The following is a 25,803-nucleotide window of genomic DNA, read 5'->3' as shown; positions in this document are numbered from 1 at the left end:
CCCGCGGAGCGGGTACCACATCGCTGCGCGATGTGCAAGCGAACCACCGCGCTGCGCGCGGTGGTTGCGCTCCCGCTCCGCGGGAGCGCTGGTGGCCCGCTGCGCGGGCCACGCACCTCCTGCGCTGCGCTTCGGAGGTGACGGTCCGTCCGCTGCGCTCCCGGACCGGCGCGGGCTGCGCCCGCGCTTGGCGGGCCTCCGCTTCGCTTCGGCCCGGTTGGGGCGGGTCCGCTGCGCTCCCCCGCCCCAACGGTCCTTCCGGCTGCGCCTCCAGAACCGTTGGGCCCGCTGGCGCGGGCCGGGCTGGCTGCGAGGGTGGGGGCCGCCCGTTCGTGTTGAGTTCCGGTGTAGCGAGTGCATCAGATTGATGCAGCATGTACCTTTGGCGGAAACACAGGACACCCCGACCACCCGGAACCCTCCCCTGATTCTGAGAGGAACTACCGTAGATGACTGGTCGCCAGGAATCTACCGGACCTGATCCCGCACTGAGCGGCGATTCTGTGCGCCGGGTGACGCGGTACCAGACGGCGGGCGTCAACGCCCGGTTGAGGTTGTTGGCGCTCCTGGAGGCTCAGGGGCGCCCGCCAGCGAGGCGGACGACCTGGTGGCCGCGCTGAAGGCCGGGGCGGTCGCCGGGGCGCACTGCGAGGTGGTGGAGCTGGACGGGATGGCGCCGGCGTCTCGGGGCGTACTGTTCGAGGACGGCTGGGGCGAGGGCGTCAGGACTGTGAGCGAGGCCCTGGTGGGCATCGCGGACCTGGAGCAGTCCCGGCGTGACGACCGGTCGGCGGAGGCCGCTGAGCTGGCCGTACATATCGCGGACCTGGAGAGGTTCGTGCGGGAGGCCATGCTGCTGGCCGCGCACCCGCACATCACGGCGCGGCGCCGGGTACTGGAGGTTCTGGGCGAGGCCGGCGGTCTATGCACCGCGCGGACGCGGAACGCGGATGGGGATGTCGTGGTCTGCACGCTTGATGCCGGGCACTACGACCCGGACGACAAGCCGCCCTTCAAGGACGGGCAGCCGAGCGGCTGGCGCAAGGCGGATGCGTCGGTCTGGAACGGCTCGGGTGCGGCCTGCGTTCCGCACGCGGCCATCGAAGGACCACAGAAATAGGAATTGGGGAGGGCAGCTTAGAAATGATTTTGATTCCGCTCAATGAACACCAGGTCGACCAGAAATTGCGCTTTCGTAACTGGGTCGGATTTCCTGCAAGATCTTTTGTGCCTCCGGAGGGGGCTCGTGCGATGGGGGTGTCCGCGACCGGGTCGGGTAAGACGATCACCACCGCTGCGTGCGCTCTGGAGTGCTTCCCGGAGGGGCGGGTCCTCGTCATGGTGCCCACCTTGGATCTGATCGTGCAGAGTGCCCAGTCCTGGCGGCGGGTCGGGCACCGGGCGCCGATGGTCGCTGTCTGCTCGGTGGACAAGGATGAGGTCCTGGAGCAGCTCGGGGTGCGCACCACCACCAATCCGATCCAGCTCGCGCTGTGGGCTGGGTCCGGGCCGGTGGTCGTGTTCGCTACGTACGCCTCTCTCGTGGACCGCGCGGACCCTGCCGATGTCACTGGCCGTGGGACTGTCCCGGGGCCGTTGGAGGCGGCGCTGGCGGGCGGGGCGCGGCTGTACGGGCAGCGGATGGCTCGGTTCGACCTGGCCATTCTGGATGAGGGGCACATGACGGCCGGAGATATGGGGCGGCCGTGGGCGGCGATCCACGACAACAGCCGGATCCCTGTCGACTTCCGGCTCTACCTGACCGCCACCCCGCGCATCCTCGCCGCGCCCAAGCCGCAGCGCGGGCGGGACGGCCAGGAGCTGGTCATCGCGTCGATGGAGGACGACTCCCGCACCTACGGCACCCGGATTTTTGATCTTGGGCTGGCGGAGGCGGTAGAACGCTCGATCCTCGCCGGTTTCGAGATCGACGTGCTCGAGATCCGCGACCCTGACCCGATACTGGGGCTGTCGGAGGACGCGCTGCGCGGCCGGCGTATGGCCCTGCTCCAGGCCGCACTGCTGGAGCACGCGGCGCAGCAGAATCTGCACACCACCATGGTGTTCCACCAGCGGGTCGAAGAAGCCGCAGCGTTCGCCGAGCAGATGCCGGCGACGGCCGCCGAGCTGTATACCGCTGAGGCCTCCGCAGCGGCGCTGGCCGAGGCGGAGGAGCTGCCCGCGTCGTCGATCGACGCAGAGCTGTACGAGCTGGAGGAGGGCCGTCACGTGCCGCCGGAGCGGGTGTGGGCGGACTGGCTGTGCGGGGACCATCCCATCGCGCATCGGCGTGCGGTGATCCAGCGGTTCGCCAACGGCATCGACGCCCAGAACCGGCGCGTGCACCGGGCATTCCTCTCCTCGGTACGGGCGCTCGGGGTCGGGGTCGATATCACCGGGCTGCGCGGGGTCGAGGCTGTGTGTATTGTCGGCTCGCGCAGCTCCCAGGTCGACATCGTCCAGAACATCGGACGTGCACTGCGCCCCAACCCGGACGGCCGGGCCAAGACCGCGCGGATCATCATCCCCGTCTTCCTCCAGCCCGGCGAGGACCCGAAGGACATGGTCGCCTCCGCCAGCTACCAGCCCCTGGTCGACATCCTCCAAGCCCTGCGCTCACACTCGGAGCGCATGGTCGACCAGCTCGCTTCCCGCGCTCTGACCCGCGGTACCGAACGGCGGCGCATCCACGTCCGGTCTGCCCCCGCGGCCGGCCCGGAAAACGGGGACCCGCCCGAGGAGGCCGGCGAGGCGCAGCAGGAGGTCGATCGGGTCACTGCGGTGGTGATCAACTTCGCCTCCCCCCGCGACGCCGCCGCCATCGCCGCCCTGACCCGCTGCCGCGTCATCCGGCCCCAGTCCCTGGTCTGGCTCGAGGGCTACCAGGCCCTGGTCCGGTGGCGCACCGAGGACGGCATCACCGGCCTGCACGCCGTCCCCTATGACGTCGAGACCGAGGCTGGCGTCACGAAGGACTTTCCCCTGGGCCGGTGGGTGCACCAGCAGCGCAAGGCGCTGCGCGCCGGCGAACTCGACCCCCACCGCAAAGAGCTCCTCGACGACGCCGGGATGGTGTGGGAGCCCGGCGACGAAGCGTGGGAGAACAAACTCGCCGCATTCCGCTCCTACCACCGTGCGCACGGGCACCTCGCACCTCGGCAGGACGCGGCGTGGGGCGAGGGCGAGGCGATGGTGCCCATCGGGCAGCACGTGGCCAACCTGCGCCGGAAGGGCGGCCTCGGGAAAGACCCGGAACGGGCCGGGGAGCGGGCGGCGCAGCTGGCGGCGATCGACCCGGACTGGAACTGCCCCTGGCCCCTCGACTGGCAACGCCACTACAAGGTGCTCGCCGACCTCGCCGCCGACGAGGACGGCGGAATGCTGCCCCACATCCAGCCCGGCGTGCTGTTCGAGGGCGATGACATCGGACGATGGCTGGAGCGCCAGAAGAACCCGGGCACTTGGAAACAGCTCTCCGAGGAGCAGCAGCAGCGCCTGTTGAAGCTGGGCCTACAGCCCGACCAGGCCCCGGCCCCCGCCCCGACGGCGAGCCGCACGGCGAAGGGGCCGAGCAAGGCGCAGCAAGCCTTTCAACGCGGACTTGCGGCCCTCACCCAGTGGGTCGAGCGGGAAGGCGCCGACCGGCCCGTACCACGCGGCCACGCTGAGGGGATCGCAGTCGACGGCGAAGCAGACCCGGTGATCATCAAGCTAGGAGTGTGGGTATCCAACACCCGCGCAAGGCGGGACAAACTCACCGCGGAGCAGCTGGACGCCCTCGCCGCACTGGACGTTCCCTGGGCGGTAACTGCGCCGGTGCCGAGTCGGCCTGGGGGCCCGGATCCGGCAGGTGACGCCATCGTCCAGCACGTTTGACCGCGGGTCTCGCCCTGGTGCCTTCGTCAGGGAGTCCAGTCGAAGGGGATGAGTGCGTTGCGGTTGCCTTCGTCATCGGGTCGCCAGTTGGCGATCACAGCGTTCTGGAACCATGGTTCGGGCAGGTTCGCGTGGTCGCTGACGATGATCTGCAGGTTGCCCTCGTTGAGTCGTGCCACTTCGTCGAGGAGCGTGAAGTAGGCGGTGACAGTGGCCCAGTCGGCGTCCTGGACCTTGGAGGCGTCTCGGGGTTTCTCTGGGAAGAACGCCTGGGTGGGCTGGTCGAGCATAAGGAAGCCGGGGACGCGACAGCGACGACTACTGCGCCGTCCTGCTTCTCGGTACCAACACCTCGTCCCATGCCCTGCTCGATGCGCTGGACCTCCCGGGCCAAGCGCTCAGCCGGGACATCGCGAACCAGATTCGCGGCGAAGGTCTGGACGCCGCCGCCAGGCCTTGCGTGCTTGCCTGAATCGGGACGCCAGGTGGGTGCAGCGCAGCCGGCGGGCCGTCGCCGAGGTGCGGTACGCCGAGCACGGAACCGTACGGCCGGAGGCGATCGCGCTGCGCGAGGCGTTCGACCTCGCGGTAACGGGGCGGTACATGCAGGCGGCCGATCGTCTACAGAAGACGGTGAACGAGCTGAACGACAAGCAGCTGCGCGGTTGGCTGAAGGAGCAGAAGGCCGCGTACCTGCACTTCATGGATGAGGCCCTCGCGCAGAAGGCCCTCATGGGCGCCCTGGATGAGAATCCCTTCGTGCTTCGGCCCGTGAACGGTGTGGCCGCCACCCAGATCAAGGCGGCAGCGGTACAAGCCCGCGAGGCCGCGGGATTCCTCTCCTCCAAGTACACCGACGGCACCAATCTGGTCCTCGGAGTCAAGCGTCTCCTGGAGGAGATCGTGTGGGGCGAGGAAGAACGCTCCGATGATGCCGAGCGGGCATGGGAGCAGCTCGGACTGCATCTCGGGTTCGTGAGCACTCGGCCGGAGAAGCAGTACGGCAGGGGCCCGGACAACCTGTGGGCCCTCTCGGCGTCCGAGCAGGCAGTGATTGAGCTGAAGCCAGGGTGTGTAACCGACACGATCGCCAAGAAGGATCTGAATCAGCTCGGAGGCAGCGTCCGCTGGCTCAACAAGATCAACCCGAACGTGAAGGCACTGCCCGTCATGCTGCACCCCAGCCGTACCTGCGATGTACAGGGCACTCCGCCGACGGGCATGCGGGTGGTCACCGCGGCCAAATTCGACCTGCTGCGGGACGCGGTCACCAAGTTCGCCAACGCGCTCGCCTCCAACCCTGGTAGCTGGAATGACGAGCAAGCCGTCTCCGTCCAGCTGGCTCAGCACAAGCTCACGGGGGACCTTCTTCAGCACCTACTCCGAGGCCGTGCGCACCACTGCCTGACGAGACTGCCGGGGGCCCACCATGCTGTGGGTGCCCGGCACCCGCACCAACTTCGTCCGCCCAAGCATCACGGGGCGCAAGGCACTACTCGGGCTCGCCGAGGAGTGCCCCAAGTGCCCACCTGAGTAGAACGACCAGGACCGCCTGGGCGCAGTGGTCGCTGCGGAGCAGGGCCGTCGTTTCGCGTTCCGGAAGCCGCTGATCCGCTACGCTCTGTGGCGGCAGCCCACGCCTGCCAGTACCCGGCCGGACCGCCCCACGCACCGGCTGCGGACAAGGGTCACGGACTCGCGTGTGCAGTGCGACAGACCAGTTTGTGACCTTGCTGCGGCATGGGCGTGGGCGTGTCGGGTGAGGAAGATCGTGACGCAGGACAAGAAGCGCAAGGTGGCAGCCCGCGCGGTTCAGGAAGCGACCGGGCTGCGGTACACCGCCGCTCGGCGGCTGGAGGCCGCTTCCAGGCCAATGGATCGTCCGCCTTTCCTCTTGGGTGCGCTGCTGGCGGAGTGCGCGACCAAACCGGCGGCGAGCGTCGATTGGGGTGAGGTCCTCTTCCCCGAGGTACTGCCCGCGGTCTTCGAATCGGAGATCGTCGGTGGCGCCATCCCCTACACCTCGGTGCTGGCTCTGGCCGGAGCTCTTTCCGCGTACGGGCCCAACGACGAGCTGCGGGTCGAATTCCTGGATCCGCTCGACGAGGCTGTCGTCGCGAGTCGGCGCAGGCGCTTCCTCATCACGATGCTGACCGCCAGCGTCGACGAGCTCTGCCGCAAGCCCCGCTGCCACGAACGGCCGGTCTTGAACCGCGTCATCGAGTACTGCGAATATCACCTCGCCCGAAGCAGTCCGCAGATCCTGACCAGCATGGCCGGGGATCTCGGCAGTTTCGTCGGCGTGGACGCTGCCGGCGTCCTGGAACGCCGTGGTGGTAGCCCGGAAGCGGACATCCTGATCCGGGCAGCGACCGCCCAGGGCGCGTTCAGCCAGGTACGCGACGCGTTCCTACGCGCGGCCTACATGGACCCGTCGGACATCGACGACACGTTCATGGAGGAATCCGCGGCGATGGAGATGCGCCATGCCATCGAGCGGGAGGAACTGCGCCTCCTGGCGGTCGCTCGATCCGAGTACCGAAGCATCCGCAACTTCGCACGCGCCTGTCGCATGTGCGGGCAGGATCTTCGATGGCGCCTCTTCGACCTCAAGCTGCCCCCGGAGTACTGCACTGCGGCATGCGCGCAGTCGGCCCCCACGGCTGTTCAGGCACTCGATCCCTGGGAGATCGAGGAATGCCCGTTCTGAGGGCATCGAACCGCTCGGGGCAACTGAAGCGTGGGCAGCGACGGCACCCGATGGTCCGTGAACGTCCAGGTCCACAACCACGGGCCCTGGGGAGACGGGCCCAAACGGACGATTCTCGGTTCGCTCGAAGCCGCCAAGTGCCTGGACTTCATCCCCGAGTAAGACATCGATCACACGAGGACCGGCTCCGGGTGGAGGTCAACACCTGCGACCGTGCGTACGTTCGCAGCCATCGCCTCCAAGGCTGTGCGGAAGTCGTGCGCGGTGGCTTCGGCCTGAGCGGTGAGGGTGAGGGTGCGCTGCGTCGAGCAGCGGACGCCTCGCGTGACCTCGGCCCCGGGCCGGTAACCGCATGCCTCCAGCAGCCATCCCGCGCTGGCCCGCCAACTGTGCGCGGGCGTGCGGTAGACCGGTGCGCCCTGGCAGCGCAGCGCCGCGGCTTTGTCGTCGGTGACGATGGGGTTGAGGAAGCAGGAGCCGGCCTGGCGAGCATCGTGGCCGGTTCCTGGGAGGAGCAGCCCCCGCTCGGCGCGGTCGTGGAGGACAGCGGCCGCAGCTTCGGCCAGCGGCGGCCTGCTGCCCAGTGGGGCCCGGAGCGCTGTGGCGAGGTGCTGGTACGTGACGGGGGCCGCCACGGCGGAGCGGGTCAGATGGAGGGTCAGGGAGAGGATCGTCCACCGTCCAGGCTCCTGCTTGAACACGCTGGTCCGGTAGTCGAGTCGACACTCGGCGGCGGGGACACGGGTGGTGCGGCCCGTGGTCCAGTCGTGGGCGATGACGGCGGTGAGCCGGTCGCCGATCTCCTGGCCGTACGCTCCGGCGTTCTGGACCGGTGCGGCGCCCGCGGTGCCGGGGATGCCGCCGAGGTACTCGATGCCGGACAGTCCCTCGGCGACGGTGTGGGCGACGAGGTCGGTGAGGGGGTGCCCGGCGGCGACGGTGACCACGACCTGGTCGCCTGCGAGGTGGCGGGTGCGGATGCCGCGGGTGGCCATGTGGATAACCGGCCGGGTGGTGCCCTGGTCAGGGGCGAGGGTGTTGCTGCCGCCGCCGAGCGTGAACGGCCGCTCGGCGTGCGCGGCGGCGGTGCGGGCGATGTTGGGCCAGTCGGCGTCGTGGGTGTGGCTGAGCCAGAGCGGCGCGGGGCCGCCCAGGCGCAGCGTGGTGTGGTCGGACAGCTGGTGCTGTCCCATGGGGAGCCTCCCTGGTGTCAGGTGGCGGTGATGGTCTTGAGGGCGAGGGCGCGCAGCGGGGCGATCTTCTTGCGGGCTTCGCCGTAGTAGACCGCGTTGGTGCAGACGGCGAGGTAGCGGCCGGTGGCGCGAGCGAGGTAGAGGCTGGTGCCGGTGAAGCCGTGGTGGTAGTCGACGCCGCCGGGGGCGACGATCCAGGACAGGCCTCGGTCGAGGCCGGGCTCGATCGGGGCGAACGGGAGCGTGGAGGCGCGGAGCCAGCCGTGCAGGCGGCTGGCGGGGTCGATGAGGTACTCGGCGTAGCGGGCGAGGTCGCGGGCGGTGGAGAAGGTTCCGGCGTGGCCGGCGACGCCGCCGAGGAGGGCGGCGTTGTCGTCGTGCGCGGTGCCCCAGATCCGGGGGGCGCCGGGGATGCGGCGCTCGGTGGGGGCGACCTGCGGACCGCGGGCGACGGGCCCGTAGGTGGTGCTGGTCATGCCGAGGTCGTCCCACAGCGCGCGGCCGAGTTCGTCGAGCGGGCGGCCGTGGACGTGGGCGAGAGCCAGGCCGAGGAGGATGTACCCGCGGTTGATGTACCGGTGGGTGCCGGGCTCGGCTTCGAGGGGTTCGCGGCACAGGAGTTCGTGCAGCGGCCGGTCGGCGCCGCGGTAGTGGTCCAGCCGGGTGGAGGCCTTGAGGCCGGCGGTGTGGGTGAGGAGCTGCTCGATCGTGGCCTCGCCGCTGGGCGCCGGTCCGTCGATGGCGGGCAGGAAGTCGCGCACCGGGGCGGTCCGGGAGAGGACCTCGGCGTCGAGTGCCTGGCAGACGAGCGGCCAGGTGGCGACGACCTTCGTGAGGGATGCGATGTCGTAGACGGTGTCCGGGCCGGGTGCGGTGTCGCCGAGTTCGTCGGCGATCCGGCCCGCCTTCAGGAAACGCGGGGCGTCGCCGAGGGTGCCGAGGGCGATGACGCCGCCGGGGGTGGCGCCGTCGGCGACGGCCTGGTCGAGGGCTTCGGCGAGGCGGGCGGTGTCGTCGGACGTGAACGGGACGAGCGTCATCGGCTTCATGCCTCCGCGGCGGTGGTGGTGATGTCGGCACCCAGCGCGGCCAGGTTGGGCAGCAGGCGGCCGTAGCCGCGGGCCAGGTGGTACATGCCGCCGATCGTAGAGGTGCCGTCGGCCACCAGGGCGGCAATCAGCAGGGCGGTCACCGCCCGGATGTCCGCCGCCTGCACGTCGGCTGCCCGCAGCGGGGCCGGGCCGTGAATGCGGATGTCCTGCCCGTCGGCGGTGATGTCGGCGCCGAGGGCGCGCAGGGGTGCGACGTGGGTGTCGCGCTGCGGGTAGACGGCCTCGAAGACGTGGCTGCTGCCCCTCGCCTGGGTGAGCAGGGCGGCGAGTTGTGGGGCGGTGTCGGTGGGCAGGCCGGGGTGGGGGCCGGTTCGTGCCTGTACCGCGCGCAGGCCGCCCTCGCCGACGGCGGCGCGGATCCCGCCGCCGTGGGAGGTGAGGTGGAGGCCTGCATCGGCGAACACCTGGAGCTGGCTGTCGGGGAGTTCGGGCAGAGTGATCCCGTCGAGGTCGATGGTGCCGCCGGTCACGGCGGCGGCCATGATCATGGTGGCGGCCTCGATCCGGTCCCCGGCGACCGTGAACTGGCCGCCCGAGATGCTGTCGGCGCCGTGGACGTGGAGGCCTTCGTCGTCCCAGGCGGCTCGTACGCCGCGCTCGGTGAGGAATCGCAGGGTTTCGGTGACCTCGGGCTCGATGCTCGCGCGGGTGATGAGGGACTCCCCCGGGATCCGGGCGGCCAGGAGCACGGCGGTGACCGTCGCGCCGAGGGAGGGGCCGTAGGGGGTGGAGACGTCCACGCGGAACGGGTGTAGCCGACGACCGGGCGGGACGACAGCGCTGATGCTGCGGCCGTTCTCGTCGACGCTGACTTCGGCGCCGGCGGCCTCCATGGCGGCGAGGTGGCGGTCGATGAGGCGCGGGCAGAAGGCGTCTCCGCCGGGGGCGGGGAAGTCCACCTGCCCGGTGCGGGCGAGGACGGCGGCGGCCAGGACCGCGGTGGTGCGGACCTTCGCGCCGAGGTTGTGGTGGATGACCGGCCGCAGGAGCGGGGTGGGGACGACGTGGAAGGTGCCGTCGCCGGGGACGTGGGTGTGGGTGCCGGTGTGGGTGAGGATCTGCGCGCAGACGCCGGTGTCGAGGATCGCGGGCGCCTGGTGCAGGACGAGGTTGGTGTCGGCCAGGAGGGCGGCGGCGTACAGGTGCAGGGCCACGTTCTTGCTGCCCTGGACGCGGATCCGGCCTGTGAGGGGGCGGCCTCCGGTGACTTTGAGGAGCTGCTGGTCGGCGGCACGGGTGGCGAGCGTGGTGGTCATGGCGGTCACCGGACCCGGGAGCCGGCGGGCATGAAGCCGCCGAGCTGGGTGCGCGGGTAGATGACGGTGCGGGGGCCGATCAGCGTTCCGGGGCACAGGACGGTGCCGGCGGAGAGGGTGACGCCGTCGCCGATGACCGCGCCGAACTTCGTCTGCCCGGTGCCGTACTTGCGGCCGCCGAGGGTGAGGGTGATCTCCCTGGTGGCGGGCTCGGTGACTGGGCCGTCGCTGGCGATCAGGCCGGTGGTGGAGGAGAACGCTCCGAAGTTCACGCCGGAGCCGACGATCGAGTCGCCGATGAAGCAGGCGTGCTTGGCGAAGACGGCCGCGCCGAGGAGGCTGCGGGTGATCTCGGCGCCGAAGCCGACCTGGGTGCGCGGGCCGACGACGACGTGGTCGCGGACGTACGCCCCGGCGGCGATGACCGCGCCTTCGCAGACCAGCACGGGGCCGACCACGCGGGCGCCGGCCTCGATGCGGGCGCCGGGCTGGACGATGACCGTGCCCGTGACGTGCGCGCCGTCCTCGATCACGCCGCCCCCCATCAGGCCGTGCCGGTCCGGGTGGTCGAGGTCGTCGGTCAGGGTGGGCTTGATGTCGAAGACCGTGGTGCAGCGGCCCAGCAGGCCGGTGAGGTACGCGCCGAGCTGGTCGTGGCGGAGGTAGTAGGCGGGGGTGAGCTCGTCCGCGACGGTCTCGGACCCGGGGGCGGGTGTGAGCAGGGTGGGGCTCATGGCGGCTCCTGTGCCGGTTGGCCGGTGGGGTGCCTTCAGGAAACCGCCGCTGTCCTAGGACTGGGCAGGCTCACAAGGGGGGCTCACAACTCGCAAACGGGCGCCAGCCCGTGTGCTGCGGGCCTACCCTGCTGCTCCGGATACGGGCACGCTCCGCCGTAGCCGGGTCTTCGTGAAGGAGGTGCCCGTGATGGCTCCGAGCACACGCCGGGCCAAGCCGCCCAACCTCGCCCTGGAGCACCTGCTGACCTCCAGCGGCATGAGCCACCACGCACTGGCACGGCGGGTCAACGAGCTCGCCGGGCAGGCCGGGCTGCACGTGGCCTACACCCATACGAGTGTCGTGAACTGGACCCGCCGCGGCATGGCCCCCAAGGCACCGGTGCCCACTCTGATCGCGCGTGCGCTGGGTGAACGACTCGGCCGGCCCGTCGACGTCGCCGAGATCGGCATGCACGCGGTGCGCGAGAACACGGCGGAACTCGGGTTGGATTTCCCACGGGACACCGCCGAGGCAGTCCGTCACGCCGTGAATTTCTGGAGCACCGTGGAACACCTGGACCGCCGCGCCTTCCTGAACAAGGCCTTCGCCGTCGGCGCGTACACCACCCCCGTCACCCGCTGGCTCGGCGTCCCGACCGACCCTGGCGCCGGTCACCACGGCAGCGGCAGGGTCGGGCGGGAGGACCTGGCGGAGCTGTGGCAGGCCGCCGACGAAGCGCAGCGGTGGGATTCGAAGTACGGCGGCGGGACCTGGCGGGCTTCCTCGGTCACGCACTGCCTCACCCGCCGGGCCGTCCCGCTTCTGCACGGCTCCTACACCGACGAGGTCGGCCGCGGCCTGTTCGCGGTCACCGCCGAACTCGCCCGCGTCGCCGGATGGAGCGCGGTCGACACCGGCCACCACGACATCGCCCAGCGGCACTTCATCCAGGCGCTGCGGATGGCCAAGGCCGGCGGAGCGGTGGACATCGGCTGCCACGTCATGGCGAACATGGCGCTCCAGGCCCTGCTGCGCGGCTACCACCAAGAGGCCATCGACATGGTTCAGGGCGCCTACGACCGCGCCCGTGGGCGGGCCGGCCACCGGGTCCTGGGGTTCGCCAAGCTCATCGAGGCCCGTGCCCACGCCAAGGCGAACGACGCACGGGCCGCGTCCGCTGCGCTTGCCGCCTCCGAGCGCTGCCTCGAACAGGCCGACCACGACACCGACGAGCCGGCCTGGATCCGGTACTTCACCCACACCCGGCTTTCCTCCGACGCCGTCGAGGTACACCGCGACCTGCGCAACCCAGCCGCGGCCTGGCGCTGGAACGCTCAGGCCGACGCGATGAACCCGGACAGCTTCGCCCGCTCGGTCGGCCTGCGCCTGACGGTCCTGGCCACCACCCACCTCCAGCAGCACGACCTCGACCAGGGCCTGGCCGTCGGCCACCGGGCCATCGACATCCTCGGCCGCGTCGCCTCCGCCCGCGCCCGCGACTACGTCGCCGACGTCACCACGACCATCGCCCCCTGGCACCGCGAGAAGCCCGTCGCCGAGTTCCTCCACCGTGCCCGCACCGAACTCGCACTCGTCTCCTGAACGCCGATGGGGCACCGCTCGCACAAAGGTTGTGGCTGACCGAGGGGCCGTCGCTGCCCGCGCGCGCCTGTTGGGCTGGCGCTGTCGGGGATCTGTTGCGGCATGGTCCCAGCAGATCCCCGCTTGGGGTCAGCTCCGGGCTCGCTCGATGATCTGCCTGAAGGCTGATGCTCTTCTTGAACGGCTTGCCCATTTTCCTTCTCGGCCCCGGCGTATTCGGCGAAAAGGCTGGGGTTGAGCTGGGCCGATCGGATGAGATCCTCAGTCTTCGCGAGCGGGCAGGCACGGCAGCTGAGGCGTCGCATGCCCATGTCGTGGGCCGAATGCCGAGCAATGCCGTGGTCCTGGTGGACCTGCCATACCTCGTCGGTGGTGAGGTGGTGGATCGGGAGCCACGTCGTCACCTTCCGGAGCGTTCCTTTCCCCGTCATGCGATGCAGCTCGACGACCGGCTTCTTCGCGCGGGCGGAGGATTCCTCGGCGCGCATGCCCATGGCGTAGCCGGCACGGTCCTAGGCCGGAGTGGGATCGACGGTTCCTTCGTCCGCTGCTGGCCGCAGTCGATCACACGGGGTGCGCGGGATGCGGTACGGCGTGGTGGTGGAGGAGTTCGCGGTCGAGGTCATGGCCCAGCTGCCGAGCGACGAGGCCCGGCGGGAGGTGATGGGTCTCGTGGAGGTCGCGCGGATGGATCCGCGGGTCTGGCCCGATGTGCGTGATCCCGGATCGGTGGAGGAGATCGGGGAGGCGTTCGGGCGGCGGTGCTGGATCCAGTTCATGCCGCACGCCGGGGCAAGCGAGGCACCCCGTGAGCACCGAGCTGCACGACCCGGTCGCGTGCGGCCAGGAGTTGGCCGCCATCAGCCACTGCGCGTACTCGCGCCCGCGTTCCCACCGTCGCCTCCCGGTGCATCTGTCTGTCCTGATGCGTACCCGTACGACTTTCGAAGGGCTCTGGCGTGTCGGTGAATGAGCGCAATGGGGACCGGCAGAAGATCACTTCAAGATCCAGAACCTGGTTAAGGGAGTGGCCGATGGCGGAGACGAACAAGACGAGCCCAACGAGGAAGAAGACGGCGGCGGTGAAGACGCCGGCCAGGAAGCCGGCTCCCGGCGGGTCCGGCCGCGCGGACTCCAGGCCGTCCGTACCGGACGTCCCGCTCATGCAGGATGTCCCGCTCGCGCCGGGCCCGGGGGACACGTCCAATCCGGTCAATCTGGGGGCGGAGCTGTCGCTGCCGTTCGAGCAGATCATCGGCGGACCGCTGCAGGGGGTCATCCGGTCCAGCGCGCTGGCCGCGAACGAGACCGCGCAGTTCATCAACAACGTCGGCTTCGACGAGAACAAGCGCGCCAGAACGGTGGCGTTCTCCTACACCTCGTTGGAGCCCGAGGCAGCCGACACCTCCTCCCAGCGTAAGAAGATGGTGACGCAGGTCGAGGTGCCCCTCCTCGCGGTCGTGCCGATCCCCTATCTGCAGCTGTCCAAGGTGACGCTCGACTTCAATGTGAAGATCGATTCGGTCTCCACCAAAAAGAACGAGCAGAAAATCGGAGGCGAAGCGTCGGCGAGTGGCGGCTTCTGGGGCATCTCGGCCTCGGTCAAGGCCAGCTACGACTCGAGCAGTTCGAGTTCGGACACGGTCAGCCGGAGTGCGTCGATGTCGGTCCATGTGGAGGCTGTGCAAGGACCGATGCCGGGCGGCATGGAGAAGATCCTGTCGATGCTGACCGACAATGCCGTCACCGTCCAGCAGAAAAGCGCATAGACGATCTGACGGACCTTGACGCCGGATCCTCATGGGTTCGTCTGCGGACATCCGGGTGCGGCACTGAACCGTCCCTGTTCCAGTGCCGTCCCCGGCCGCAGACAGTATCCGGACCCCGCGTCGCGCATGAGGGTTTTTGTCTTCCATGCCCGGCCCGCTCCTCGCCTACCCCCGCGTTCGGATGGCTCGCACTTGCCGGGGCGCTGTTCATCGCCGAAGAGGGCACGGTCCGGGGCTTTGCCAACCAGGGAGTGTTATGAGTGAGTTGACGATGCGTGACCTTCTGCAGGGCCTGCAGCAGGCCGTGGCCGAAGCCGACCAGGCGGTGCGCGCGGCCCAGGAGCCGGACAGCGACTGTGTGGGAATCCAGCCGCAGATGGCCATTGACGAGGTTTCCTTCACCCTCTCCTTCGTGGCTGAGCAGGTCGCTCCGTCCACTCCCGCTTCCGGTCAGGTCAAGGAAGACATCCGTATCGCCGTCGACCAGCAGGCCCTCGCCGACGCCAAGCACGTGCACGCGGTCTCGTTCACCGTGAGCAACCGGCCGGTGGAGCGGCTCGAGGTCAACGGCAGGTATCACATCGTCCCCGCAGGAGCTGCGGGGGACCAGCGATGAGCGACGACGACGTCCCGGTCAGCGCGCTGCTCGGCGCGGCGTACGAGGCGGTGGTCCACGGGCAGGGGCTGGCCGCGCGCGAAGCGGTCGAACTGGTCAAGGACCTGGGATTCGAGAGGAACGGCACCGCGAAGCCGTTCCGCTTCGCCTACCAGCACACCGAGGCCACGGAAGACGGCCCGCAGGTGCGTACCGTGCATGCCACCGTGCCGCTGCTGTCGCTGATCAACCCGCCATCCATCAGCATCGACAGCGCCAAGATCAGCATGAGTCTGCACCTGATCAGCCAGGACATCGAAACCGGGCCTGCTGAGGCCCCCACCGCGAGCGGTGAAACGCCGACGGCGGCCAAGATGCCCAAGCTGAAGGGACGCATTGTCCACCAGTTGGACAAGAACGCTGTCATGACCATCGAGTCCACCCTCAAGCAGCGCGACCTGCTGGCAAGCAGCCGGCTCTCCCAGTTGCTGGACGCGGCGGTCAGCGACCGCGACAGTGTCTGGTACCTGGTACTGGAGCGGGCAGAGCCCTTCCGCAAAGCCGCCACCGAGTTGATCGACACCGTCGCCCAGGACGGCTCCAAGGGCAAAGGCGTGGGGGTACGGGAGTGGCTGCAGCAGTTGTGGGAGCTGAAGGAGGCTGTCACGGACGCCGTGAGCGCCTTCCGTGACGGGCTGCCGGAGAAGATCTCCCCGCTCCACCAGAGGTGGAACACCCGGTGCCAGAAACTGACCTGGATCGACCGGCACACCGAGCCGGAGGAGATGGCTGCTCTGCGGCGGGCCTTCATCGCCGCCGCCGGCAACGTGTGGCAGGCCCTCCTGCCCGGCGCACAGGTTGCCGAATTCGGACCGCCCACCGTCGAGCAGCTGCGCGACCGGTTCAACGCCGCCGTCACTGCCCTGATTGCCGCTCCGACCCATCTGGCACGGCTGCCCGAGTGGCTTCACCATCTCGAAGGGACCGTCGCACTGGGGTGCACTGCCCACGCCTACAAACAGTCGAAGACCGCCGCCGAGGCCTTGGCCCGCTACAACGAGACCGCTGCGGAGATCCGGAAGATGTGGCGCCCGTTCGCCCAAAACGCCGCCTCCCGGGCCGCACAGGACGGCCTGGCCGCGGCTGCCGAATTGATGTGGGATGCGCTGACGCCCGGCGAGAGTGCGGTCGACTTCCACGTCACCAACCGGTTCAACGCCGAGGAGCTGAAAGCAGAGTGCTCGCGAACGGTGGCCATCCTCACCGCCCAAGCGGACCGGGTCCCCTCCAGGTCGGTCTCAGCACCAGCGCCACTAAGGGAAGTCGCATACGTGTGTCGAGAGGTAGCGCCAAAAGCCCTGGAGGCTTTTCAACGCTCTGAGCAGGATGGGCTCGCGGAGTATGTCATCGAGAAGCTCAAGGAGTTCAACGACCTGATCGACAGAGTCAATGCACGGGATGCCCCTGCCGAGATGAAGCAGCGCCCGGAGTGGTGGCGATCCGTGGCGCAGCCGTGGAACGAGGCGGCTCGTCAGTTCTGGGGAAACCTCATCGACATCACAAGCCACCCAGTAGCCGATCTCGCCTGCCCGGAGGTTACGTGACCGGCGCAGACGACACTGACACCGGCCAGGAGCCTGCGCGGCGCTGCGAAAATGAGAAGAGCCCGGGACAGGCCGCGCCCCTGGCCGCGTTGCTCGCCCAGGCCTGCCACACGGTGCTGGACGGACAAGTCAGCGCGGTCGGCGCAGCACTGGCGAGCGCGGCCCGTACTCTGCTCACAGCCGGCGACGACGGACAGCCGCAGCCCGTCGTACAGATGGCGGCCGCCGCGGTCCCGGCGCGCAGCGCCCGGCACATCGCCCTGGCCGACCTCTACGGATGGCCCCTCTACAGCGTCGAGTCCGCTCACATCACCCTGCGGCTGGCCATCCCGGCACCGGCTGGGTCCGACGGCGTCCTGTGCTCCACCGTCCCGGCACCGGACGCCACCGGGATCATGACCGCCACCATCCGGCTGAGTACCCGTCCGGGCCCCCGGCCCCTCGTCGACGACCTCGTCGCGGCTGCACTCGCCCCCACCCCACCCAGCGCCGACAGTGACCGACTGCCTTTGCCGGCCCAGCGGGCCGTCGCCGCCTGGAGACACCTGCCGGGCCTGTACCACTTTGCCGGACGGCTGTTGGCCGAGGCCCCGGACCATTGGGACGCCACCGCAGTAGTCCAGGCCGTCGAAGATCTCGCTGCGGCCGTGTGCACATGGTGTGCCGGCGGGCCACCGGTCGATCCACACCTCGTCGCACACGCTGCCCCCCTTGAAATCCTCGGCCCCGACGCCCCGCACCCGCGCCCGCCCGCCCTGATCGCGCTCGCCGCTGTGGTGTCGAAACTCGGCCGCGCTCTCGGCACACCGGATCGCGCCTGACCGGCCAGGCAGTGAGGGCCACACCGAGTGGTGCGGCCCTCTCACAGGGCGTTGTCCTCCTGCTGGCCGCCGACGGCTCCGTGCTGGCGCCCGTGTTCTTCGACATGAGTTCCGGAGGCGGCGGACAAGCGGTGTCGCAGTGGACCACCTACGACGGCCGCTACCCGCGGGTGCCGCGAGCACACGTAAGCTCTCGAGCAGAGAGAGGATGAGGGTGCCAGATGTGGTGGAAGCGACGCCGAGACGAGGACCCAGCGGTTCCATTGTCGACAGAGCCGTGGCCAGCGTCATCAAATGAGCCTGGCCTGCTGACGCCGAAGCAGCGGGTCCAGGCTGTGGTCGACGCGATCACCGACGGCACCACAGCCCGCCCCGATCAGCTTCAGGGCCTGCCTGCCGAGGTCGTCCTGGCTGTTGAGCGCGATCAACAGGCTCCGATGGCGGACGCCTACCGAGAGTTCCTTTCCCTGATCGGCGGTGGCGCCGGGCGTTTCATGCAGGGGGAGGACGTCTACCACCCCCGCGTCCTTGGCCTGGGGACGGCTGCCCGCGAGCTCCTCGAAGAGAACGAATCGCCCTTCCTCTTCGAGCCCACCGACCGCGTCTTCTTCATGCACCAGGGCTATCAGTTCGAGTTCATGCGGGGCACCGGACCTGACCCCGAGGTCTGGTCATACTCCGAAGGCGGGCACGCAAACGTTCCCGTCCGCAGTTACGCGTCCTTCACCGACTGGCTCCGTACGACTGCCGAAGCAGAGATACCTGCGTGGAAGCATTACGTCGAGACGGTGCGCGAGGAGATCAACGCCGACGGCAGTGTCACGTTGCACTGGTAGGCAGTCCCAGGGTCAGCTACTTGTCACTTCCTCGCCCGGGGTGACGGGAAAGGCGATGGATTCGTCGAAGGAGACCCGGGCCTGAAGGCAGTGGTGGAGCTGGCCTTGCATCCGGTTGAACAGGTGCCGCAGCGCCTGCCTGTGCCAGTCGCACTCCTTCCTGGCCGCCGCGCTCGGCCGGCTCCTGCTGGAGCTCCTGTACCACGGCGTGTGCCTGGGCGGTGCCGGGCGTCGCCGACACCATCACCCGCTTCACCGAGGACCACGGCGACGTCGCCGACGTCCTGCGCCAGCTGGAGGCCGCGGGGATGAAGCAGGCGATGGAGGCGCACCCGGCGCACCGCATCATCGGGTAGCCGCAACTCCGAGGCGGCGGCGGTCGTCGGAGGATTCCTCCACCGGCGCGGGTTCCATGATCGGCCAAGCGGGCTCCGTCCGGTTGTCCGGATGCTCCGGCGTGCCGGTCCAGCGCCGGAACACCGAGCGGACCTCCCGGCGGGCGCGGCGGGCGCCGTGGCGGTCAGTGTCCGCCGAGGCCCGGCAGGCAGGTGCCGTCCATCGTGCGGCCCGCGACCTCGGCGCTGACGACGGACTTGGGCGGGGCGGAGCCGATCCGGCCGTTGACGCAGACCTTGCCGGTGCCGCCACCGACCTCGACGCTCTTCAGGAGGCCGCCGAACTCGCCTCGCACCTCGACGCTCCTCGGCTCCACGCCCATCGCCGGCGCCACGGCGTCACGCAGCTGGTCCTCGGTCACCTTCGTGCCGGCCAGCCCGTCGAGCACGGCCTTCAGCGCCTGCGCCTTGCCCGCGGCGGCGCCCCGCTCGTCGTCGGTCAGCTCCATCTCTCGCCGGTAGCCGTGATTCTCCTCGTACTTGCGCCGTTCGGCGTCCATGGTCGGATCCCCCGACCCGGAGCTCCGGACCGCCGACGGCTCCCCGGTCACCGGCCGCACGCTTCTCGGGTCGACGCCGCCGCCGGTGCCGACGCCGGCGCATCCCGAGGCGAGCAGTCCGACGAGCACGGCGGCGGTGACGGGCACACGAGTTCGCATGGAAGCCATCCTGGCAACCGGCCCCCTATCCCGTCACCACTCTGACCGCGAGGACCGTGATCAGCGTGCTCGACGCCAGCGCCGTCGTCAGCCGCCCGCGCGGGCCCGTCAGGGTGCGGGCGAGGACAGCGCACATCCCTGGCGCACCACCGCGCCACCGTGGTGCGTTCCTCCGCACCACCGCACCGCACCGCCGGCGGTGCGTCCCGGCATCGCCGCATCGCACGGGGCGCGCGATTTCTACACGGGGGCGAGCGCGGACCCCGACGGCGCGGTGGCGCTCCTGAGCTACCGGGAGCGGGCACTACGCCGTACTTCACGGTCCTCAAGCACGGTCTGCGGGTCGAGGACTTCGGCTGAGGCACGAGCCCTCGCCGGTGTTGCCGGCGGCGATCCGGTCGCCCCACCTTCGGCGGCACTCGGTCTGGGTTCGCTGTCACAGGGCGAGCCGGCGGCTCGGTGACGGGTGCAAGGTGGGTGGCGAGCCCGTTGGCGAGGACCACCTGGCTGTACTTCCGGTACGTCGCCTACGGCGGGTGGGAAGCGCGCTCGTCCTCTGGCCGGTCAGTCTTAGGTCTTCCTTGTACGCAAGCGATCCCTCACCAACCGATAAAGATGCGGAGAGGCCGGCCCGCGCCAGCAGCACGCGGTCGGCCTGGTCCAGGACGTCGCGAGTCAGACCTCGAGGTAGGCGACGACGACCACGGTCTTCAAGGCCGTCACCCAGTACACGAGGCGTACGCGCTCGACCTCGTCGGCGTACTCGCGCAGCTGGGGGCCGGCGGTGTCGCCGGGGATCGGCTCGCCGACCTCGGGGTCTACGGAGACGACGACCAGGGCGCGGTCCAGGGCGTGGATCTCCGCCTCGCTGGTGATGTTCTCCAGCTGCTTGGCAGCGGAGTCGGAGAACGCGATCCGGGCGCGGCGCCGGCTGTGCTGCGGGGGCATCAGGCGACGGCCGGGCGCTGTGCGGCGAGGCGTGCGAGGTGGGCCTCGCGCAGGTCCTCCCACGGGGTGCACTGCTCGGGGTCGGGCAGGCCGTTGGTGGCGATGTCCTCCAGGACGGCGGCGAACCGGTCGGCGTCGGCGCGGGTCTTGGCCGCGTACGCGCGGACCGCGTCGGCGGCCGCGGGCTCCAGTCGCCGGGCGGCGGTGTCGGCGGGGGCCGGCTGTTCGCTCATCAAGGGCTCCAGAGGGCAGAACTGGCGTTGCTCACCACGGTATCGCCGGGCCAGGAGGCCCGGGACCACTCCGGCGGAACCGGCCCCGGCCTCGCCGCCGATGAGCATCGCGCACGGCGTGATCGCCCCCGGATGCGAGAGGGCGAGGGAGATGGCGAGGTTGGTGGAGTCCATGCCCCCGGACAGCTGGGCCGCCGTCCGCTCCGGGGCGACGGGCCGCTTGGCGAACACGTGGTCGGTCAGGGACTCGAAGGCGCCGACGAGTTCGGCCTCACCGACGTGGCCGGCGAGTTCGGAGGTCTGGGCGTGCTCGGCCGCCGCCGGGTAGACCAGGCGCAGGCCCTCGGCGGCCGCGTATGCGGTGGAGCGCTCGGAGAGCCGCTTGACGGTGGTGAACAGCGTGTCGTGCCCGTAGCGGGGGAAGCCGGTCAGCAGCCGCATCACCTCCCGCTCCTGAAGCCGGTCCGCACCGAGCCGGTGGCGCAGGTCCATCAGCTGCCAGGAGCCCGTCAGCCGCCCGTTCTCGTGGGCGAGGTACAGCGGGCACACCCCGCCGAGCCCCGTCGTCAGTCGCAGCCCTTCCGGGCCGGCCTCGACCCAGATGCCCTGGAGCGGGAAGTCCTGGCACTCCCTCACCGCACGGTCGTACACCGCGGTGTACACGCGGGTGGGGGAGATCGAGCGCAGCAGCGAGGGGCGGCCGGCGGCCTTCTCCCGCATGACGAGCAGCGTGCGGGTGCCGTCGGTGACCGCCCGCGCCTCCAGGGCCGGGTGGTCCAGCGGCCGGATCCGGTCCGCGCCGCGGCCCCAGCCCTCTTCCGCGCCTCGCCATTCCCACGGCCCCGAACCGGTCCGCAGATTCACCGAGCACGTCAACATCTGCCTGTTCTCCCTTCTCGCCGGACATGCGACGGGGCCCGCGCGGCTCTCGGCCGGGCGGGCCCCGGTGACGCTGGTGGTGCTGGACGGGCCGTGCCGGTGAATCAGTCCTCGAAGCGGCCCTGGTCCGAGGTCTCGGCGGCCTTGTCGTCGTAGCGGGCGGTGCCACTCGGCGGGGCGGTGATCTCCGGGCCGGCGAACACGGACTCCCACGGACGCGTCTGGTCCTTCATGGCGAACCCCTTCTTCTCGACCGAGCCCGTTGACGGAATGTCACCGGGCCTGCTCAATCAGTGAACCGGGCAAAGCAGTTGAGAGGTACGTGTCGAGCGCGAGGAGCCGTATATCGGGTATACGCCCGACGACGAGGGCAGGACGCCATGACCCAGCGCACTGCCAACCACCAGCTCAAGGCACTGATCGAGGAGTCCGGGCTGCCGTACGACGGCGTCGCCCGCGCGGTGAAGGCAGTGGCGTTAGAGAGCGTCCAGCGGCTGGGGACGAACAAGTCGGCCGTCCACCACTGGACGCTCGGCACCGAACCGTCCGGAGCGACACCGGGGTACCTGGCGGAGGCGCTGTCCCGCCGCCTGGGGCGCCGGATCACCCGTGAGGACCTCGGACTCGGTTCCCCGACCGGGGGTGAAGATGACAGCATCGGGCTGACGCTGGACTTCGATCCGATCGAGACGCTCACCGCCATCGGGGAGGCCGATGTGAACCGCCGCCGATTCCTGGCCGCCTCCGCCTACTCCATGGCCGCGGCGACCCTCCCGCTCCAGGCCGTCCAGGAAGCCGCCGCCCGCACCCGCACGGTCAGCGGCGGCGGAGTCGCCGGCCACGCCGACGTCGCCGCCGTGCGCGACATGGTGAAGCTCTTCATGGACATGGACGAGCGCCACGGCGGACAGCACGGCCGCTCCGCATTCGTGCAGTACCTCGTCACCGACGTCGCGCAGCTGTGCCGGGGCCGGTTCGCGAGCGAGGACGTCCGCGCCGAGGCGCTCTCGGTCGCCTCGGCCGGCGCTCACCTGGCCGGGTGGAAGGCGTACGACAGTGGCGAGCAGGGCCTCGCGCAGCGCTACTACCTCCAGTCCCTCGCCCTCGCGCGGGCGTCCGGCGTCCCCGGGCAGGGCGGGTTTGTGATGCGCACGGTGTCGCAGCAGGGCATGAAGCTGCACCGGCCCGAGCACTGCCTGGCCCTCGCCGAATCCGGCTGGGAGCGTGCCAGGGGCCGCGTCGGCCAGCAGGTCGAGGCGCTGTTCGCCGTCACCCACGCGCACGCGCTCGCCAGGACCGGCCAGACCTGCCGTGCCCTTGCCGACGTCCAGCTCGCCGAGACCGCGCTCGCCGCCGGGATGCGGGCCGGGGACGAGGTGCCGTTCTGGGCCCTGGTGTGGGGCCCGCCCGCGGCCACCGTCCACTCCCGTACGGCGAAGGTCTTCGAGACGCTCGGCGACCGCCCCAACGCCGCCCACCAGTACGCGACCGCCGCGGCGAGCCGGCCCGGGGCGACGTACGCGCGGATCATCGCCCTCGACCTGGTCGCCCAGGCCGAGCAGCAGGCCAAGCAGGGCGGCATCGAGCAGGCTTGCGGTACCTGGGGCCGCGCGATCGACACCATGGCCGGGGTGAAGTCCACCCGCACCCTCGAGGCCGTCCGCTCCCTGCGCGCCGACCTGCGCCCGTACCGGGCCCGCGGCGTACGGGTCGCGGCCGAGCTCGACGAACGCGCCCGCGTCTTCCTCGACCACCACCACTGATCCCGGGGCAGAAGGCACAGGGCCGTGACGGTTCCTGCCCCGGTCAGCACCCTTCCGTGGCTTCCGGTCAGTCGCCGTCGGGGAAATGGACAACCCCATGGAAACGCGAAGGTGACAGACCTGTGGGATCGACGCACGAACCCGCAGCTCAGCACGACATGCAAGGACCGAGCTCGCGGGAACCTACACTGCCGCTCCGCCCGCGCGAGGGCGTACAGGACCTTCCCCCGGGGACGCTTCGCACAGCCGGCCGACGTCATGCCGAAGGGGCGGCCCACAAGGGCCGCCCCTTTCGGTGCTACTGCCTAGTTGCGCTTGAGGTAGCCGAGGACGGCGACACCGCCACCCGCGAAAGCTGCGAACGTGGCTGCGGCACCCTTAAGGCCGTCGAGCGTGGCGCCACCGAGGCGCGTGATGATGATGAAGGCGACGAGGCTAACCGCAGCCGCACTCAGTGCGACGATCATGAGATCGCGAATGGGGTGCGCGCAGGCGGCGTGGTTCGTGGTCAAGCTGTTCCTCCCGAGTATGCACGGACATGTGCTGCACGGAGACACACCTCACCTGTTGGTGAAGTCTCCATGGGCGCAACCGCATCTGACGGACGCGCTACCTCGGCCGAGTGGCGAGGCACAACAACAGCTGTCCGGCTCCATTCGGGAAGTGGGTGCGTCGGATGACACACCACTGTTGGGCACGGATAGTAGACGACGACCGAACCATCTTGCAACGGGACGTAGTTCAGAGGTCAGAGCACCTGGCTTGGGACCGGGGAGTCAATGGCCGGCCAGTCCTCGACGTCGACCGAGCCCCGCACGGCGGAGGAACTCGACGACGTCCTTCATCGCGAACGCGCGGCCCACGATGGAGCTGTCAATGCGCACGGTCCGGCCTCCGTCCTCGTCGGGCGGATAGGACCGCGCGTATGCATCCCGCGCGATCCGGAATCACCTCCGCCGACGCGGGATCCGTGCTGTCATCCCCCAGCCGTCCGACCAGGTCGGCCACCGTCTGCGGCGGGGCCGCGCCGGCGGTCGCCCACCGGATTTCGATGCCGAGGCGTACAAGCAGCGCAACGGGTGTCGAACGGTGCATCAACCGACTCAAGCAGTGGCGCGGCCTGGCCATACGAACGGACAAGCTCGCCATCGCCTACCAGGCCGCGCTCCACCTCGCCGCCATCCTCATCTGGACAGCTGCTTGACCGACGAAGCACCTTGCCCGCGAAGATGCCCGCATGGACGATCTTGTGAAGTTTCTCGTCGCACGCATCATGGACGACAACCACGCCTATGCCTACGTGGCCGACACCCTGGGCGGGGAGGCACTTCTCGACAGCCATCTCCCCATGCTCGACCTGACCGAGCAACTGGCGCACGACTACAAGGCTATGGACCCCTCGGACTCGCGCTCGGCCGGCCTGGCATACGCGCTGCGAGTCCTTGCCCAGTCATACGCCGAGCACCCCGCCTACCGACAGGAAATGGCGCCCGTAGCCTTTCCAAGGAGACAGGCCCTAGGTCCCCAGCCTTCAGCCCGGGCCAGCCCAAGACCATCCGCAAGCCCGATGCCACCTTCTGGAGGCGGGAGTCACCATGCTGGTGGAGACCTGCCAAGAGGAGCGCATCATGTCGTACCCGGAATACCTCGAGTACCCGGAAGCCCGCTACCACGGCAACAAGGGCGAAGTGAACGCGGTCTTCCGCCCGGCCGACACCCCGCCGGACATCTCCTCACCCGCCGGCTCTACCCACTACCTCGCCACCAACGAGTCGACCGGCGGCGAATTCGGCCTGTACAAGGTGGAGCTGGGTGCACGGTCCGCTGGAGCCAAGACCCACTTCCACAAGGCGATGTCGGAGTCCTTCTACATCCTCTCCGGCGAACTGGAGCTCTACAACGGCGAGAAGTGGGTCACGGGCCGCGTGGGCGACTTCCTGTACGTACCGGTCGGCAGCCTGCACGCCTTCAAAAACGTGACCACCGAGCCCATGTCCATGCTCATGCTCTTCTCCCCCGGCGCCCCGCGCGAGGAATACTTCGAGCGGGTTGCGGAGATGACGCAGCGCGGTGGCGAGGAACTTGAGCGGTTTCGCATCCGGCACGACAGCTACTTCCTGGAAGACTTCGAGCCCGGGAAGGAGTAGTTCGGGGCCGTTGCAGGACTACCGCTCCCCCGCCACGATGGCCACCACCAGGGCGCCCGGCCCGTTTCGAGTTCGCCAACAGTGTCACTCCAATGCCGGGGGCCAGGCGGTTTGTACGCGGAGCCGGTCTACAGGTCGAACTCCAGGTGCTCGACGTCCGTGAAACGGATCTCTTCTAGGGAGCCGGCGCGGCGGCCGCCGTCCTGGAAGTACACCTCCTTGAGCCCTTCGGCCGCGATCTTTTGCAGTTCGTCGTCGCTGGCGCCGGCGTCCTGGGCGTCGAAGAGGCGGGCGGCGTAGAGCGGGGGCAGGGCGACGGTCAGGTGCCGGATGCGGTCCTGGTCCGTGGATCCGATCGGGGCCTTGTAGCCCATGCGGGCGCGGGTGTCGATGACGATGCCGCCCGTGGACGCGGCCTTCGCCTTGGCCTGGGCCCGGATCTGAGGCTGCCAGCGCTTCTTCACCTCGCGCTCCAGGCGCGCGGCGAGGGCGGGGCGGGGGTTCTTGGCCTTGCCCGCCACGTACCGCTCCACCTGCCGCTGGGACATGTCGAGCAGGTCGGCGGCCGGCTTGGTGCCGCCGAGCTTCTTGACCAGGTACCGCATCTGCGGGCCCGCGGTCTTGGGCGCCGGGCGGGTGAAGGCCTTGTGCACCGCGGCGTCCAGTCCGTCCCCGAACAGGCTCATCG

Annotated in this window: 25 protein-coding genes and 1 pseudogene; 14 read left to right on the top strand and 12 right to left on the bottom strand. The window is 69.9% G+C overall.

Annotated elements, in window-relative coordinates; genetic code table 11:
• Positions 1–607 precede the first annotated feature (607 nt).
• Together ACFYU9_RS35640 and ACFYU9_RS35635 are read left to right on the top strand one after the other, a co-directional pair.
• Positions 608–1,120: a hypothetical protein gene (locus ACFYU9_RS35640; protein WP_389347782.1), complete on the top strand. Its 513-nt coding sequence runs from the start codon at positions 608–610 to the stop codon at positions 1,118–1,120.
• Positions 1,121–1,143: 23 nt separating this feature from the next.
• Complete coding sequence (locus ACFYU9_RS35635) at positions 1,144–3,876, top strand: Helicase associated domain protein (RefSeq protein ID WP_389347780.1); 2,733 nt, start codon at positions 1,144–1,146, stop codon at positions 3,874–3,876.
• A 26-nt stretch (positions 3,877–3,902) separates the two neighbouring features.
• Here the strand turns inward: ACFYU9_RS35635 and ACFYU9_RS35630 are convergent, their stop codons facing one another.
• Positions 3,903–4,166, bottom strand: coding sequence for a DUF3732 domain-containing protein (locus tag ACFYU9_RS35630; protein ID WP_389347778.1), 264 nt, complete (start codon positions 4,164–4,166; stop codon positions 3,903–3,905).
• Between the two features lie 199 nt (positions 4,167–4,365).
• On the opposite strand from ACFYU9_RS35630, the gene ACFYU9_RS35625 reads away from it, so the two are divergent.
• Both ACFYU9_RS35625 and ACFYU9_RS35620 read left to right on the top strand, forming a co-directional pair.
• On the top strand, positions 4,366–5,409 hold the full coding sequence (locus tag ACFYU9_RS35625; protein ID WP_389347776.1) for a hypothetical protein: 1,044 nt from the start codon (positions 4,366–4,368) through the stop codon (positions 5,407–5,409).
• Positions 5,410–5,647: 238 nt separating this feature from the next.
• Entirely contained in the window at positions 5,648–6,586 is a 939-nt protein-coding gene (locus tag ACFYU9_RS35620; protein ID WP_389347774.1) for a hypothetical protein, read from the top strand.
• Between the two features lie 170 nt (positions 6,587–6,756).
• On the opposite strand, the gene ACFYU9_RS35615 is transcribed toward ACFYU9_RS35620, so the two are convergent.
• The 4 genes from ACFYU9_RS35615 to ACFYU9_RS35600 are packed head-to-tail and all read right to left on the bottom strand — an operon-like array spanning position 6,757 to position 10,881.
• Positions 6,757–7,779: a UDP-N-acetylmuramate dehydrogenase gene (locus tag ACFYU9_RS35615; protein ID WP_389347772.1), complete on the bottom strand. Its 1,023-nt coding sequence runs from the start codon at positions 7,777–7,779 to the stop codon at positions 6,757–6,759.
• A gap of 17 nt (positions 7,780–7,796) precedes the next feature.
• Positions 7,797–8,828: a serine hydrolase domain-containing protein gene (locus tag ACFYU9_RS35610; protein WP_389347769.1), complete on the bottom strand. Its 1,032-nt coding sequence runs from the start codon at positions 8,826–8,828 to the stop codon at positions 7,797–7,799.
• Complete coding sequence (locus ACFYU9_RS35605) at positions 8,825–10,147, bottom strand: UDP-N-acetylglucosamine 1-carboxyvinyltransferase (RefSeq protein WP_389347767.1); 1,323 nt, start codon at positions 10,145–10,147, stop codon at positions 8,825–8,827. Before ACFYU9_RS35605 ends, ACFYU9_RS35610 begins: the two co-directional genes overlap by 4 nt.
• Before the next feature lie 5 nt (positions 10,148–10,152).
• Entirely contained in the window at positions 10,153–10,881 is a 729-nt protein-coding gene (locus ACFYU9_RS35600; protein ID WP_389347765.1) for a hypothetical protein, read from the bottom strand.
• 190 nt (positions 10,882–11,071) lie between these two features.
• On the opposite strand from ACFYU9_RS35600, the gene ACFYU9_RS35595 reads away from it, so the two are divergent.
• Positions 11,072–12,466 (top strand): sporulation protein, encoded by a 1,395-nt coding sequence (locus ACFYU9_RS35595; protein ID WP_389347763.1) that lies wholly within the window; start codon positions 11,072–11,074, stop codon positions 12,464–12,466.
• Here the strand turns inward: ACFYU9_RS35595 and ACFYU9_RS35590 are convergent.
• Positions 12,364–12,954 carry a phosphoadenosine phosphosulfate reductase family protein gene (locus tag ACFYU9_RS35590; protein WP_389347761.1) on the bottom strand — a complete coding sequence of 197 codons (591 nt, stop codon included), beginning with the start codon at positions 12,952–12,954 and terminating at the stop codon, positions 12,364–12,366. The genes ACFYU9_RS35595 and ACFYU9_RS35590 overlap by 103 nt on opposite strands.
• Positions 12,955–13,500: 546 nt before the next feature.
• Between ACFYU9_RS35590 and ACFYU9_RS35585 the strand changes: the two genes are divergently transcribed.
• The 6 genes from ACFYU9_RS35585 to ACFYU9_RS35560 all read left to right on the top strand — a co-directional run bounded on the left by ACFYU9_RS35585 (position 13,501) and on the right by ACFYU9_RS35560 (position 18,447).
• The gene (locus ACFYU9_RS35585) at positions 13,501–14,235 is read left to right on the top strand and encodes a DUF2589 domain-containing protein (protein ID WP_389347758.1); all 735 of its coding nucleotides are present in this window, start codon (positions 13,501–13,503) and stop codon (positions 14,233–14,235) included.
• Positions 14,236–14,491: 256 nt separating this feature from the next.
• Positions 14,492–14,851: a hypothetical protein gene (locus ACFYU9_RS35580; protein WP_389347756.1), complete on the top strand. Its 360-nt coding sequence runs from the start codon at positions 14,492–14,494 to the stop codon at positions 14,849–14,851.
• Entirely contained in the window at positions 14,848–16,434 is a 1,587-nt protein-coding gene (locus ACFYU9_RS35575) for a DUF2589 domain-containing protein (protein ID WP_389347754.1), read from the top strand. The genes ACFYU9_RS35580 and ACFYU9_RS35575 overlap by 4 nt, the downstream gene beginning before the upstream one ends.
• On the top strand, positions 16,431–17,255 hold the full coding sequence (locus tag ACFYU9_RS35570) for a hypothetical protein (RefSeq protein WP_389347753.1): 825 nt from the start codon (positions 16,431–16,433) through the stop codon (positions 17,253–17,255). The genes ACFYU9_RS35575 and ACFYU9_RS35570 overlap by 4 nt, the downstream gene beginning before the upstream one ends.
• A 335-nt stretch (positions 17,256–17,590) precedes the next feature.
• Entirely contained in the window at positions 17,591–18,091 is a 501-nt protein-coding gene (locus tag ACFYU9_RS35565; RefSeq protein WP_389347751.1) for a hypothetical protein, read from the top strand.
• Positions 18,092–18,312: 221 nt separating this feature from the next.
• A complete protein-coding gene (locus tag ACFYU9_RS35560) occupies positions 18,313–18,447 on the top strand; it encodes a hypothetical protein (RefSeq protein WP_389347748.1) in 135 nt (44 codons plus the stop codon).
• 164 nt (positions 18,448–18,611) lie between these two features.
• Here ACFYU9_RS35560 and ACFYU9_RS35555 read toward each other — a convergent pair whose 3' ends face one another.
• The 4 genes from ACFYU9_RS35555 to ACFYU9_RS35540 all read right to left on the bottom strand — a co-directional run bounded on the left by ACFYU9_RS35555 (position 18,612) and on the right by ACFYU9_RS35540 (position 21,438).
• Entirely contained in the window at positions 18,612–19,145 is a 534-nt protein-coding gene (locus ACFYU9_RS35555; protein WP_389347746.1) for a precorrin-3B C(17)-methyltransferase, read from the bottom strand.
• Positions 19,146–19,820: 675 nt separating this feature from the next.
• Entirely contained in the window at positions 19,821–20,093 is a 273-nt protein-coding gene (locus ACFYU9_RS35550; protein WP_389347744.1) for a hypothetical protein, read from the bottom strand.
• Positions 20,093–20,326 (bottom strand): hypothetical protein, encoded by a 234-nt coding sequence (locus ACFYU9_RS35545; RefSeq protein ID WP_389347794.1) that lies wholly within the window; start codon positions 20,324–20,326, stop codon positions 20,093–20,095. The genes ACFYU9_RS35550 and ACFYU9_RS35545 overlap by 1 nt, the downstream gene beginning before the upstream one ends.
• A gap of 983 nt (positions 20,327–21,309) precedes the next feature.
• Entirely contained in the window at positions 21,310–21,438 is a 129-nt protein-coding gene (locus tag ACFYU9_RS35540; RefSeq protein WP_389347742.1) for a hypothetical protein, read from the bottom strand.
• A 147-nt stretch (positions 21,439–21,585) separates the two neighbouring features.
• Here ACFYU9_RS35540 and ACFYU9_RS35535 point away from each other — a divergent pair, with 147 nt between their 5' ends.
• The gene (locus ACFYU9_RS35535; RefSeq protein WP_389347740.1) at positions 21,586–22,968 is read left to right on the top strand and encodes a hypothetical protein; all 1,383 of its coding nucleotides are present in this window, start codon (positions 21,586–21,588) and stop codon (positions 22,966–22,968) included.
• A 305-nt stretch (positions 22,969–23,273) separates the two neighbouring features.
• Here the strand turns inward: ACFYU9_RS35535 and ACFYU9_RS35530 are convergent, their stop codons facing one another.
• A complete protein-coding gene (locus tag ACFYU9_RS35530) occupies positions 23,274–23,480 on the bottom strand; it encodes a hypothetical protein (RefSeq protein ID WP_389347739.1) in 207 nt (68 codons plus the stop codon).
• 403 nt (positions 23,481–23,883) lie between these two features.
• Between ACFYU9_RS35530 and ACFYU9_RS35525 the strand changes: the two are divergent.
• Both ACFYU9_RS35525 and ACFYU9_RS35520 read left to right on the top strand, forming a co-directional pair.
• Positions 23,884–24,172: pseudogene (locus ACFYU9_RS35525) on the top strand (transposase); the annotation flags it as partial.
• A gap of 424 nt (positions 24,173–24,596) precedes the next feature.
• Positions 24,597–25,115: a cupin domain-containing protein gene (locus ACFYU9_RS35520; protein WP_389347792.1), complete on the top strand. Its 519-nt coding sequence runs from the start codon at positions 24,597–24,599 to the stop codon at positions 25,113–25,115.
• 128 nt (positions 25,116–25,243) lie between these two features.
• Here the strand turns inward: ACFYU9_RS35520 and tpg are convergent, their stop codons facing one another.
• Positions 25,244–25,801: a telomere-protecting terminal protein Tpg gene (gene tpg / locus ACFYU9_RS35515; RefSeq protein WP_389347737.1), complete on the bottom strand. Its 558-nt coding sequence runs from the start codon at positions 25,799–25,801 to the stop codon at positions 25,244–25,246.
• Between the last annotated feature and the right edge of the window lie 2 nt (positions 25,802–25,803).

The sequence above is a fragment of the Streptomyces sp. NPDC004327 genome, from assembly GCF_042873935.1.
GTDB lineage: Bacteria > Actinomycetota > Actinomycetes > Streptomycetales > Streptomycetaceae > Streptomyces.
Note: the sequence above shows the minus strand (reverse complement) of the source record. Positions and strands in the feature narration are given on the sequence as shown.

Bases quoted from the DNA above. Each gene is read 5' to 3' on its own strand.
- ACFYU9_RS35635 (WP_389347780.1), top strand. From the start codon at position 1,144: ATGATTTTGATTCCGCTCAATGAACACCAGGTCGACCAGAAATTGCGC.
- ACFYU9_RS35630 (WP_389347778.1), bottom strand. From the start codon at position 4,166: ATGCTCGACCAGCCCACCCAGGCGTTCTTCCCAGAGAAACCCCGAGAC.
- ACFYU9_RS35615 (WP_389347772.1), bottom strand. From the start codon at position 7,779: ATGGGACAGCACCAGCTGTCCGACCACACCACGCTGCGCCTGGGCGGC.
- ACFYU9_RS35610 (WP_389347769.1), bottom strand. From the start codon at position 8,828: ATGAAGCCGATGACGCTCGTCCCGTTCACGTCCGACGACACCGCCCGC.
- ACFYU9_RS35605 (WP_389347767.1), bottom strand. From the start codon at position 10,147: ATGACCACCACGCTCGCCACCCGTGCCGCCGACCAGCAGCTCCTCAAA.
- ACFYU9_RS35600 (WP_389347765.1), bottom strand. From the start codon at position 10,881: ATGAGCCCCACCCTGCTCACACCCGCCCCCGGGTCCGAGACCGTCGCG.
- ACFYU9_RS35595 (WP_389347763.1), top strand. From the start codon at position 11,072: ATGGCTCCGAGCACACGCCGGGCCAAGCCGCCCAACCTCGCCCTGGAG.
- ACFYU9_RS35590 (WP_389347761.1), bottom strand. From the start codon at position 12,954: ATGCGCGCCGAGGAATCCTCCGCCCGCGCGAAGAAGCCGGTCGTCGAG.
- ACFYU9_RS35585 (WP_389347758.1), top strand. From the start codon at position 13,501: ATGGCGGAGACGAACAAGACGAGCCCAACGAGGAAGAAGACGGCGGCG.
- ACFYU9_RS35580 (WP_389347756.1), top strand. From the start codon at position 14,492: ATGAGTGAGTTGACGATGCGTGACCTTCTGCAGGGCCTGCAGCAGGCC.
- ACFYU9_RS35575 (WP_389347754.1), top strand. From the start codon at position 14,848: ATGAGCGACGACGACGTCCCGGTCAGCGCGCTGCTCGGCGCGGCGTAC.
- ACFYU9_RS35555 (WP_389347746.1), bottom strand. From the start codon at position 19,145: ATGCGAACTCGTGTGCCCGTCACCGCCGCCGTGCTCGTCGGACTGCTC.
- ACFYU9_RS35550 (WP_389347744.1), bottom strand. From the start codon at position 20,093: ATGCCCCCGCAGCACAGCCGGCGCCGCGCCCGGATCGCGTTCTCCGAC.
- ACFYU9_RS35545 (WP_389347794.1), bottom strand. From the start codon at position 20,326: ATGAGCGAACAGCCGGCCCCCGCCGACACCGCCGCCCGGCGACTGGAG.
- ACFYU9_RS35540 (WP_389347742.1), bottom strand. From the start codon at position 21,438: ATGAAGGACCAGACGCGTCCGTGGGAGTCCGTGTTCGCCGGCCCGGAG.
- ACFYU9_RS35535 (WP_389347740.1), top strand. From the start codon at position 21,586: ATGACCCAGCGCACTGCCAACCACCAGCTCAAGGCACTGATCGAGGAG.
- ACFYU9_RS35520 (WP_389347792.1), top strand. From the start codon at position 24,597: ATGTCGTACCCGGAATACCTCGAGTACCCGGAAGCCCGCTACCACGGC.
- tpg (WP_389347737.1), bottom strand. From the start codon at position 25,801: ATGAGCCTGTTCGGGGACGGACTGGACGCCGCGGTGCACAAGGCCTTC.